The sequence below is a fragment of the Ralstonia sp. A12 genome (assembly GCF_000801955.1).
GTDB lineage: Bacteria > Pseudomonadota > Gammaproteobacteria > Burkholderiales > Burkholderiaceae > Ralstonia.
Genome location: NZ_JSZO01000029.1, coordinates 1 through 11426, shown reverse-complemented (window position 1 = coordinate 11426; position 11426 = coordinate 1). Strand labels below are relative to the sequence as shown.

Below are 11426 nucleotides of genomic sequence, written 5' to 3'. Positions count from 1 at the left end.
GTGGAATCGAGGCAGGGTCAAGCGCTGCAGTGGGCGTAGCGTGGGCAGGCTCGGGGGGGGGCGTCCGCGATGGCGTCTCGGGCCGGAGCGCTTCAATGGAACATGCCCAGGGTTAATTTTCTCACTGAGAGTATCTCCTTGATAGGTTGGTAGCAATTAGCGAGTGGGTCCGTTTTACGGACCTGCTGAACAATGCCATTACAAATGAGTTCGCCAAAGTATCTCGGTCTGCAGAAAGGCGTGAGCAGCTTGACATTGGTGGCCAACCATGTCCCGGTCAACGCCAGGATCATCGGCACGCACGAGCATGAGATTTACTTTGCAACAGTACGCCGCATACCCAATTGGGTATATCTGAGCGACAGGATCTTGTGGAAATCATCAACGCGTTCAGTGGCACCTGGCTTTTCCACCTCGTTGGCGATGCCGATGGGCAGCTGCCGCTGTTTGAGGGCTTGCAATCGATCGGCTGGCTCAATTTCGAAGACCTGCAGCCAGGGGACATTCGAATCCGCGTGCCGACCGCTCTTTTAGCGAGACAGCAGTACATCAGCGAGATCGCGACCATCCTGACCAACCGCCCCCAGATCAGCAGCCCAGCAGCCGAGAGGCCGCGACCGAGTGTGCGCAGTCCTCAAGACGCTGGCCTCGCGGCTCTCTCGAGTGGCTCTGCCCGCAGGCCGCCAAGCTGATTCGCCAGGAGGCAGCTTTGAACGACACTTACAGGAACCCAAGGGACTTCTTCCGGGCTCGCGAGGTGTTGTACGCCATGCCGTCCGAGCCTCGATCGTGCTGTCGACAGCAAGTCATTAGCAGATTATTCGTTCATATTCGCAGTTATTCCATTCTTCGACAGCACTATCACGAGCGCGTCGACGGCGGCGACTATCCGCAAGGCAGCCTGGCAGCTCGACGCGAGGATGCCTTAACTTGCCGACCTACGCTTGCACTTGCACGTCGTCAGCGCTTTCGAACCAGCGAGCATAGTTGGCGCTGAAGCGGCTACGGTCGACAGCAAACGCCTCGAGGTCAGGAACGACTCCGCGCCGGAACGGCGGCAACTCGACGCCATGGGCGGCAGCCACGGCACGAACGGAGAGCTCGGCCTTGGCTGAGCTTCCTCGTTCATCGGGCATTGCGTGCACCAGCCACCAGTGGATCTCCCCGAGCTTGGGCATCAGCACTTCCGTACCCAGTGCAGCGTGGAGCAGAGCGCCGAAGAGCCGTTCTACATGGTTCAGGGTTGTCGCGATGTGGCGACTATCCACGTGCTTCATCATCGCCGCGTGACCATCATGGCTGAATGCTGGATCCCGCACTAATTGCCTTGCTTCGGGCGAATCGAAGTCGCTCCGTCGACGGGGGATTCGAAGCGCAGTCATTCCGATTTCGCGCCCGTCTAGCCATTCCGTGAGGCGGAATTCCAGGTGACTCATGAAATCCACGCCTTTGCCGGGAAACCAAGCGTTCGCCCCTTCGTTGCGTATAACAGGCAAGGATAGCTCGCCCGCGCTTACGGCCATGGCGATGCGATCAGCGAGATATTGGTATAGTCCGCCGCCCATCTCCGCCGTCATCGAGGTGTAGAACGTCCCAGTTGTCCGCGGGTGACCAGTGGCAAACAATTGCGAGCCGCCGTGCCGCATCTGCGCGCGAAAGGACTTTGCCCAGGCGTGACGTGCGTTGCCGGCAAAGTCCCAGAGTTGCCGCAGCGTCCTGATCTGGCCTCAGGCGATGCGTTGTCCCGCATCAACCACTGAAGCGCAAAAGCGCCGTCCGTAGGACTGATTGAACGGATCGCCTTCGCGGTTGTGTTCCAGCACTGGGAATCGCGCGACGCCGACAAGGCCCCGTTGGCGCTGCGATAGCTGCGACGACTGGGGCGGACCGGGCAGGACGCGTGCGCTTGACCGAGTCTCCAGACGTGCCGGCCCAGCCGGCACCATGTGTCGCGCAATACCTTCGATGGTCTGCGCCGCCTTACTCGCGAGCCTGTCCGCCGAGTTGCCTAACGCCAGTTGTTGAACGCCGTCGTGACCGAAGCGACTGGTTTGCAGTTCCATGCGCCATCGCTGACCGCTCGACTCGTATTGGAGCGAGACACTCGCGTCTGTGGAATTCCTTAGTTCCCGAACGTCGGGTTGCGCGGGACGAGCGTGCCGCAGGTCGAGGACGACTCGCCGTCTGGGTGAGTTAATCGCGACTTGTATCGCATCCCCGATGTGCGCAGGAACTAGAGGCGAGGATTTGCGGCCGATGACTGAGAGCCCTTGGAGGAATCCGCATCCCAACGAGCGACTCTGCGCCGTTTTGGTCGATGCAACGGATGGGGCCGGCGATTCGCTTGAGGGGCCGGCAATCTGCGTACGCAGGCGCGGCGTGCCGACTGGTCGATGGAATGTCATACGCAAATCTCCACTAGATCGACGGGCCGTCGGCATGCCTGGGTCGTAGGCCCCGAGTCATCGACCCCGCCCCATCGAGAGTGCGAAGAATATGAAGCCAAGGGTACGAGCGCACAACTTGACGCGAATGGCTGCCTATTCAGGTGAATCGATGCAACAACGCCGATCGATACGGTTCGTCGGCTGCGACAGGACTTCGCGCGCTGGTACTCAGGCTTCGCGGCCAACGATTCCAATCACCAGCGGCAAGCCTGACCCCCAGACTTTCGATCGTTCTCCAACATGACTCCGCATCGAGTCAAAAGCCTATTCAGAGTTCCATGCGTATTCATTCAATTCCAGTTGCCGGATTTACCGTCTCGCCAATTGTCCAGGACACGGACAGCCCGGAGAATCCAACTATTGCTTCGGCCTCGATCAATAGCGACTCCAGAGGCAAGGCGGCTCCAGCAGGCCTTGCTCGGAATCCGACGAAGCTTAAGCCGCCTTCTGATCTACGCTCACTGCGCGCATCGTTGGCTGGGGCCCTGACTAGCCGCATGCCGCCGCGTACTACCATACTACCAGGCACCTTGCGCAAGCTCGCGAGCACGGATCGATTGCCTGACGCCAGTTGCAGCCAAGCGCCGACGCAGCAGTCGGCCGATCCTGGCGCCACAACTAACATTGTTCGACCCAGAGTTGATGAGGTTCGGTTGTTCCCCGGGGCGGCTAACACTCAGCCGTCCCAGGAACAACTCATCAGCTTCAGCGGCACGCTAGCGGCTCTGAACGCCAAGTTCAATGAATGCGGGGTGCCGGAAGGATACTTTGCGCTCCTTCGCTTGCTGTCGACCATGCCTGATTTGCAGCGCGCCGCCACGACGCCGACCCAGGAGTATCGGAACGCGGCGGTTGCCTTGTTTCAGAAGTGGACGGAACAGGTAGTTGACGCCATTGCGCCTGCGCGCGACGGCGCCGATCTGAACTGTTTGTACGGATTCGATCCTCAACTGGACCGTGCTATCGATGCAATGAGACATTCGGCCGTGACGCAGATGCTGCTTCAGTACGAGGCTCGGCGCCGTGACCTGGCAGGCATGCGGACCTCGCCGCTACCGATACGCATGTTCGACGCTGACGCCATGGGCGAGGTTGACACGGAGCGCCGCGTTGCGACGGACAAGCACGAAATCAGCCGCATCGTTGCCGGCAAAGCCAGTTTCCTGCCCTCGATGAACGGCCCGCTGGTCCCGACCGGATCGCTGAGAGGACTAACGGGGTTGCTGGGAGGGATCAATGCTGACGCCAAAGCTGTGGTCGACATGGAGCGCCGCATTGCGACGGACAAGCGCGAAGTCAGCCGCATCCTTGCCGGCACAGCCAGCTTCATGCCCTCCATGGACGATCTCCAGGTCACGCCCGAGTTGCTCCAAGGTCTCAACCAGACCGCTCCCGAGATACTGCGGGCGGTAGGCCCCATGCTGGTGAAACTGCAGGCAGACGAGACGGCACTTGCCAACTCCTGGCCAGGCAAGCGTCTGCGGGACGCCATACTGGAAATCCTGTCGACGGAGGCACCGTCTGGCAAGCATCGGGCATACCTCGAACGACGCGCCGCTGCGCTGCAGCCGCGATCACCACAGGATGGTCTGACCGGAGCCAACATCGACAGCCTACAGATCAGAGGGGTGGCACAGGAAGACCTGCCGGCCTTGTTGCACGATCTGGCAGTCCGAGGCATGGTAAGTATCGACAGCATCGAACAAGGCATTGACGGGATGGAGCAGGCGATAGACCGTTTGACGCTGGCTGCCAAGCAATGCCCTGTCTCGCCGCTGGAAGTTCAGAGAGGCCGCGCGCTAGCCACCAAGCTGTTGATCCATGTAACGGGCATGCCGGACCAGGCCGGGCTTCCAGCCAATGAGCAGATCCGTGCGGCGCTGTCTGGAACAGGCCTGTTGGACAGCATCGGTACCCCATCTACTTCAGCCGCATCGGCGACTCGAGATCTGCCAGCACTTGCGGGACAGTACGAAACCCTGGTACGCGCGCAGGAGGCCGCCCGCGGCGACCAAGTGAGCGCCATGCTGGACACGCTGACGACACGAGTGGTCAGCGAGACTGGGCGTCCACTGGAGGACATCACCTTTAACGCGGGCCCTGTGGCCGATGCAGCCCAGCAGAAGCAAATGAATGCGATACTTTCTCGCCGCTGCGACGCCATGGGGGCGGCAGCCGCCACAACACTGCGGCAGGTCCTGCGTGCTGCTGCGTTGCTCACGCGCCCCGAAGACCCTGCACGCATCCAATCCCGGACACCGTGGGACACGTTGAAGGGCGTGTTCAATCGGGTGACGCATGTGTGGCAGCCCGCCGAATCGCGCGAACAACACCGCGCCGACTTGGAAGCCTTGCTTCGGACATGGGGCATGGATCCGCAGGCCTGTGCTCCGGAAATTCATGACCTGCTCTCACGCCCGATCGATGGCGAGCGACTCGCCCATTGGATCGGCGACGCTGAACTATCCGCCGGGTTGGCATCGACCAAGGAGTTGGGGCTGTCTGCCCCATCCACGCTCGCAGAAGAGTCAGGCGGTACGCCGCCAGTCTCACTGGCTCACCTCACTCAGCAGATCGACCAGTTGGAGGTCGGATCGACCGTGAGGTTGGATCTTTATGGCGGCAGGAGCGTTAGCACGGGGCCGGCATGGCCGACCATCGGTGTGGTCGCGCACGCGCGGGCGACCGCAACGCGTAGCGCCTTCCATGGCGTCCATGTCTCGCGCGACAGTTCCGGCTATGCACTCGCGTTGAGCCGCGAGCGCGGAGCAGCCGGCAGCCTGAACTTGGAATTGAAGGTGGCGACGATCGGAAGCATTGCCTCCCTGTACGCAATACCCAAAGCCACCTTCGGCATGAACGGTGGCAATGGCCTGGTGATGCGATTTCCGGACTCCGAGGAGGGTCTTACGTCGCTTAAGGGACTAGTCCATCGCATGGTTAACCACGGCCTGCTGCAACCCTCCGATCTAAGCGACACACAAGAACTATTCACGGCGAGGACCCAAGGCCACTCGGTGCACGCGAGTGTGGACGTAGGGATCGCGAGCGCGGTACCGGCTCTATACAAGAGTTTGATTTCTGGATCGAGCTTATCCCTCGGGCCGACGTTCAAAGCCGGTGCAGGTGCCAGCGCCGAGTGGACCGAGACGACTATTCAAAACGGACGTCAAACCATCCAGGAACGCAAGCGCAGCTTCACCGTAGAACTGAGTGTCGAAAGCGAACCCTCTTTGGCAGTCTCGGTTTCCACGGGAGCCAGGTCGCTTCACCTGCACGTTCAAGATGAACGTGTGCCTCATGCCAAGGCCAGGCTCGCCGAAGTGGGGGTCGTCGAAGAGATACGCAAGGTGATCGAATCCGACCATATGTCCGGCGAGACGCAGCGATCGATACGGTTCGAGGGGCCGGGCTGGCTGACTGCCGCAGCCGTTCGCCAACTGGGCGGAACGCAACTGGGATCGGTGATGAGTCAAATACAAACTGCGAGAGATCCCGCAGCCCAGGAGTTGCAGCGCGCGCTGGCAGCGCTGCTTGACCCCGCGCCCCACGGAAGCGAGATCCGGCTCGTGTGGCGCGTCACACCCAAGGTGCGCCAAGCCGTCGACACCTTGCTTGGCGAAGCCAGAAACCTGTCCATCGGCCATCCTGGCATCCGCGCAACTCCGGAAGACTTGGCAGAAGCCAAACGGCTAAGGGCCCGTGCCGAAGCGCTGCTCAATGATGGCGCCAACTATCACCCTCACGCAATGGAACGGCTGAACATCGCAACCTCCATCATCTCGGACGAATCCGACTGGGCATTCTTCAAGCGGGACGATAGGGTGTCTGGCAGGTGGGAGCAGGTGGCCTCCCGCCTAGAGTTCGACCCTAAGCTGTTGAAAGCAGCCTTGGGTATGCAAGCGGATTAAACGAAACGATTATATCGTGACGTGTAGGGCTCTGGTGCGACCTCTGGAGTGGGCGAAGACTTGCCGGCGTACCGGGCGTTGTTGCATCGATAAGGTACGAGACGAAGAGCCCCTCGCCCTCCAGGAACTCGATCGAGTACTGCGCCCCGCTGGCCTGGCAGAACTCGTAGACCACGCCCGGCCCGCGTTGTGCCAGTTGCGGGCATAGGCCCAGACATAGGCTCGACGCGTCTTGCTGGCGCCCGGATCCAGCAACGCTACCGGAGTCTCGTCGGCGTGTAGTACCCGGCAACTGAGGATGAAGCGCTTATGCACTTCGAACAGCGGCTCCAGCGCCGCGCCCGCTTGGCCGGAGAGAGCCGCCAACGTTGAGCACGGGGTGTGCACGCCCGAGCACGCGTTGATCGTCTCTTGCCGGTAGTACGGCAGGTGGTCGACGAAGCGGCTGATCAGCGTGTGGGCGAGCAGGCCGCTGGCGGCAATGCCGCCTTCAATGACCTCTGCCACGCTGGGCGCCTGGCGCAGCACTTGGCAGCAACGGCACGCCCACTTACCGTAGATGTGGCAGTGCACGAAGAACTCCGCCGGCACGATGTCCAGTCGCTCGGTCATTTCTTCGCCAATGCGCGTCAGCGGGCGACCGCAGCCAGGCTCCTGGCAGTCGGTGTTCTCGGGCTCATGGCGGTGTTCCACCCGCCGCAGGTGTTCGGGCAACGGGTTGCGGCGCGGACGCCGCGTAGGTACCTTGGGCGTGGTGTCCGAGGCAGCAGTAGTGGCCGCATCTTCTCGATGCAACCGCTCGAGCTGCTCGCGTAGGCGGCCTCTTCCTCGGCCAGCGTCTCCTCGAACAAGCGGCGCTGCTCGGCATTCATGGCTTCGGATTTCGTACCGAACTTCCAGCGCTTGAGCCGCGCCAGCTCGAAGGTGAGCTTCTCTATATTGGCTTCGCGTAGCTCGATCTCGCGATCCTTGTGCTGCAGTAGCGCCTCGCGCTGGGCCAACACTTGATCGCGTTCGGCCAGTTGTTGCTCCTGGTCATGCAGGCGCTGACATCCGCGTCGAGGTGCAGCGCGGGGCGACGGTCGTTACCGTGACCTGGCCGGCGAGCGCCGCCAGCGAGTGCGCGGCCTGGATGCGCGAGCTGCTTCGATGATCCGCATCGACGCGATGTGGCTGGCCGCGGAGCCTGTCGACATGCGCGCTGGCGCCGAGCGGCTGCTGGCGCGCGTGGTGCAGGTGTTCGGTGACCTGCCCCCAATAAACCGGTCCACCGGGAAGCTAGTAGAGTCCGTTTTCGTAGAGGAAGACGGACATGAAGAAGCGATTTACGGAAGAGCAAATCATCGGGTTCCTGAAGGAAGCCGAGGCCGGCGTGGCAGTCAAGGAGCTGTGCAGAAAGCATGGTTTCAGTGACGCGTCGTTCTACACTTGGCGGGCCAAGTTCGGCGGGATGGAGGTGTCGGAGGCCCGCCGGCTCAAGGCGCTGGAAACCGAGAACGCCAGGCTGAAGAAGCTGCTGGCCGAAGCGATGCTGGACATGGAGGCGCTGAAGGTGGTGGTCAAGGGAAAGCCCTGAGCCTACAAGTCAAGCGTGAGACGGTCGTGGCGATTCGGCAGAAGGTCAACATCTCCGAGTGCCGCGCCTGTCGGCTTGTCGGGCTGTCCCGCAGCGTGCTGCATTACGAAGCGAAAACTGCTTCAGGAAACGAGATACTCAAAGCGCGGCTGGTTGAGCTGGCGCATGAGCATTGGCGCTTTGGTTACCGGCGACTACACGTCCTGTTGGAGCGCGAGGGCATACAAGCGGATCACAAACGGGTGCACCGGTTGTACCGCGAGGCTGGCTTGGCTGTTCGGCGCCGGCGGCGACGCCACGGCGTGATGGTCGAGCGCGAGCCGCTGGCTCTGCCGGCCGCGCCGAACGAGGTCTGGTCGATAGACTTCGTGATGGACGCGCTGTCCAACGGACGGCGCCTGAAGTGCCTGACCATCGTTGATGACTTCACGAAAGAGGCGGTCGACATTGTTGCGGACCATGACATCTCGGGTCTGTACGTGACACGGGCGCTGGACCACGCGGCGCGCTTCAGGGGCTATCCCAAAGCGCTGCGCACGGACCTGGGGCCAGAGTTCACGAGCCGAGCGCTGGACCAGTGGGCCTACGCCAACGGCGTGTCCCTGAAATTGATTCAGGCTGGTAAACCGACGCAGAATGCCTACATCGAGTCGTTCAACGGCAAGTTCCGGGACGAATGCCTGAACGAGCACTGGTTCACGAGCCTTGCCCATGCACGCGCCGTCATCGCAGCCTGGCGTCAGGATTACAACGAGGCACGCCCGCACAGCGCCTTGAATTACCAACCGCCAGCAGAATTCGCAGCGCGTATCGAGCAACAGCGGTGGCTCCTGCCGTCCAGGAGCAAACTTGAACTGGGCTTTGCTAGAAGTCCACTGGCCCTGTTACTGGGGGCAGGTCAATGCTTGGCGAGCTGGCCGCGCTCGACAGCGACTCTGCACTGCGCAGGCGCCTGCGGCATTACGCGGCGCCGGACATCCTGGTGATCGACGAGGTCGGCTACCTCTCGTACTCGAACCGCCATGCCGACCTGCTGTTCGAGCTGGTGAGCCGCCGGTACGAAACGCGCTCGACCATCGTGACGACCAACAAGCCGTTCGCGGAATAGTCGGAGGTGTTCCCCAACGCAGCCTGCATGGTCTCGCTGGTCGACCGCCTGGTGCATCGCGCCGAGGTGATCTCGATCGAGGGCGAGTCTTACCGGCTCAAGGAGGCACACGAGCGCACGGAGGCGCGTGCCCGGCAGTGTAAGGCACGCAAGCCCGCCGCAGGAAAGGGGGAGACATCATGAGCCGCATGCCGTTCTTACCATCCGGCTGCCGGGGTGGGCTGCCGTTCGTGGTGCCCGACGATTGGACGCCGGAGCAGGCGCTCACCGTGTTTGAGCTGCTTGAGGATCTGCTGGTAGTGTTTTCTAGCCACTACGGCGTCCAGCTTCATGACTTGCTGCGGGAGCAGCGCCAGCCTGCCGTCACCGTTCGCAGCCCTGACTCCGAACCGCCGTTCTGACGGGTATCCTTGGTCGCTATACCAACAACGAAGCGGCCTACACGGCCCCTTCGTTGTTGAATGACTCGCTCAACCTTGCGCCGCCAGAAAAGCGCGCTTTCACACCGCTATCAACACCACTGGAGGTGTAAAAGCTAGCGCCGGGACGAGCAACGAACGCTATCGGAGAGGCGGGAGGCACCTAGCTTTGTCGCGTGCCACACTGGCGAAGTGGCACGCTATCAACCAAGACCGAAACTCCGGATGCGGCGGAAGACCGCTGCTGATGTGTCCCTGCGGCGTTCGGCGAAGCATCTCACCAAGGGAGCCACCCCTCCGCATTCGAGAATGTGCCCGAGGGCCCGTTCGCATCAAGAAGCGCCATCCGGACCGGCTCTCGTGCCGCATCTTCAACGGATCCCGAGCCGGGCGCATAGTTGCTCAAATCAGTTGCAGTGAAGCCCGGGCAGACAGCGTTAACTTTGATGTTGGTTCCCTCCAGCTCAATGGCGAACGCTTGCGTAACCGCATTGAGTGCCGTTTTCGATGTCTGATAAATACCGACGTATTGCCGCGAGTAGTCCGCGGGGTTGTCCTTCTGCGTGAGGGAGCCTCCGGAGCTCGAAATATTGACGATGCGCCCAGCCGGAGCTTTGCGGAGTAATGGAAGCATCGCCTGCGTGACTGCTACAACGCCGAACACGTTTGTCTCAAACACGACACGGATATCGTCAACTGATACACGGCTCATCTTCTCCCCGTCCCTCATTTCTTCGATAGTGGTCCCTGGCTTGATCGGACGCGCAATTCCTGCGTTGTTGACCAACACATCAAGGCGACCCAGCGTGTCCTCGACCTCCGCGGCAGCGGCCGAAATCGACGCGGGGTCTGTCACATCGAGTTGAATGGCCTGGGCACCCGCACCGACGGTTCTCGCCGCAGCCACGCCCAATTCGAGGTTGCGTGCTCCGACGAGTACCTTGAAACCGTTCGACGCCAGATCCTTGGCGATTTGAAGACCAATTCCTTTGTTTGCACCGGTAACCAATGCGACGGGGATGCTGTGCATGTTTGCTCCGTTCGAGATAAAGGCTAGATCGACGCACACAGGGTAGAATTAAACGGAACGCCGATCCGCTTACACAATATACGGAACATTGTTCCGTTTATCAAGGAAAAGAATTGGAGAGCAAGACCAACAAATCCGCTGATGAAAGTGCGCCGCGCACCGTTCGCGCGGACGCGCAACGGAACATCGAGACACTGCTGCGAACAGCGCTCGAAGTGTTCGCGTCCTCCGGCATCGATGCTCCCGTACGTGAGATCGCCCAAAAGGCAGGGGTGGGCGTAGGCACGATCTACCGCCACTTTCCTCGACGCTCAGACCTCGTCGTGGCGGCGCTGTGCAGCGAAGTGGATGCATGCGCGAGCGCTGGGATCGAACTCGCTGCGCGGCGGCCTGCAGACGAAGCGCTTGTAGAATGGATCGATCGCTACGTCGACTTCGTGACAGCGAGGCGTGGCCTTGCGGCTGCTCTGAATTCAAGGGATCCCGCGTTCCAGGCTGTGCCAACGTATTTCCTGGAGAGACTTCGTCCAGTCGTTCAGAATCTCCTCGATGCGGCGGTTGCTACAGGCGTTATCCGCAAAGGAGTGCAGCCGGATGAGCTCCTTTGCGCGGTCGGAGCCCTCTGCGCCCCAATGGAATGTCCCAATCCGCCCGACGCCCGGAGGTTGGTGGCGCTGTTTGTCGACGGATTGCGCTATGGCACAAGTCCACAGGCCTCTAGTGCAGTACCGAAATGAGGCGGTGCGGAAGAATGGGAGTCGGGAGCAAGATCGCCCCCTTATGTAGTGAGCGCAACCGACAAGTAAGCGTTCATTGGCCATCTCGCCAGCCGACTGCTGCCAACATGGCGGATTACGTCGCGGCAGTCGTGTCCACCTTAGGCCGATCGATCTTGCGTAACCTCAGTGCAGCAAAGAACGCAATCAACCCACCGG

The 11426-nt window shown here is 61.3% G+C and carries 7 protein-coding genes and 3 pseudogenes; 6 read left to right on the top strand and 4 right to left on the bottom strand.

Features of this window, described 5'->3' with window-relative positions:
* The first annotated feature begins 371 nt into the window (after positions 1-371).
* Positions 372-692 carry a hypothetical protein gene (locus PI87_RS23615; protein WP_157003214.1) on the top strand — a complete coding sequence of 107 codons (321 nt, stop codon included), beginning with the start codon at positions 372-374 and terminating at the stop codon, positions 690-692.
* Positions 693-938: 246 nt separating this feature from the next.
* Here PI87_RS23615 and xopAH read toward each other — a convergent pair.
* Positions 939-1946: pseudogene (xopAH, locus tag PI87_RS28230) on the bottom strand (XopAH/AvrB family type III secretion system effector).
* A 1031-nt stretch (positions 1947-2977) separates the two neighbouring features.
* On the opposite strand from xopAH, the gene PI87_RS23605 reads away from it, so the two are divergent.
* Positions 2978-6358 carry a hypothetical protein gene (locus tag PI87_RS23605; protein ID WP_157003213.1) on the top strand — a complete coding sequence of 1127 codons (3381 nt, stop codon included), beginning with the start codon at positions 2978-2980 and terminating at the stop codon, positions 6356-6358.
* Between the two features lie 9 nt (positions 6359-6367).
* Here the strand turns inward: PI87_RS23605 and PI87_RS28225 are convergent, their stop codons facing one another.
* The gene (locus PI87_RS28225; RefSeq protein WP_052321706.1) at positions 6368-6970 is read right to left on the bottom strand and encodes an IS66 family transposase; all 603 of its coding nucleotides are present in this window, start codon (positions 6968-6970) and stop codon (positions 6368-6370) included.
* Positions 6971-6987: 17 nt separating this feature from the next.
* Positions 6988-7359, bottom strand: coding sequence for a transposase (locus tag PI87_RS28220; RefSeq protein ID WP_198139614.1), 372 nt, complete (start codon positions 7357-7359; stop codon positions 6988-6990).
* Between the two features lie 311 nt (positions 7360-7670).
* Here PI87_RS28220 and PI87_RS23590 point away from each other — a divergent pair.
* The 3 genes and pseudogenes from PI87_RS23590 to PI87_RS23580 all read left to right on the top strand — a co-directional run.
* A pseudogene (locus PI87_RS23590) lies at positions 7671-8743 on the top strand (IS3 family transposase); the annotation flags it as partial.
* 92 nt (positions 8744-8835) lie between these two features.
* Positions 8836-9225, top strand: a pseudogene (locus PI87_RS23585) (ATP-binding protein); the annotation flags it as partial.
* On the top strand, positions 9222-9443 hold the full coding sequence (locus tag PI87_RS23580; RefSeq protein ID WP_039600166.1) for a hypothetical protein: 222 nt from the start codon (positions 9222-9224) through the stop codon (positions 9441-9443). The pseudogene PI87_RS23585 and the gene PI87_RS23580, both read left to right, overlap by 4 nt.
* A gap of 295 nt (positions 9444-9738) precedes the next feature.
* Here PI87_RS23580 and PI87_RS23575 read toward each other — a convergent pair whose 3' ends face one another.
* The gene (locus tag PI87_RS23575; RefSeq protein ID WP_039600165.1) at positions 9739-10491 is read right to left on the bottom strand and encodes an SDR family oxidoreductase; all 753 of its coding nucleotides are present in this window, start codon (positions 10489-10491) and stop codon (positions 9739-9741) included.
* A 113-nt stretch (positions 10492-10604) separates the two neighbouring features.
* Here PI87_RS23575 and PI87_RS23570 point away from each other — a divergent pair, with 113 nt between their 5' ends.
* Positions 10605-11228, top strand: coding sequence for a TetR/AcrR family transcriptional regulator (locus tag PI87_RS23570; RefSeq protein WP_039600164.1), 624 nt, complete (start codon positions 10605-10607; stop codon positions 11226-11228).
* Positions 11229-11426 lie beyond the last annotated feature (198 nt).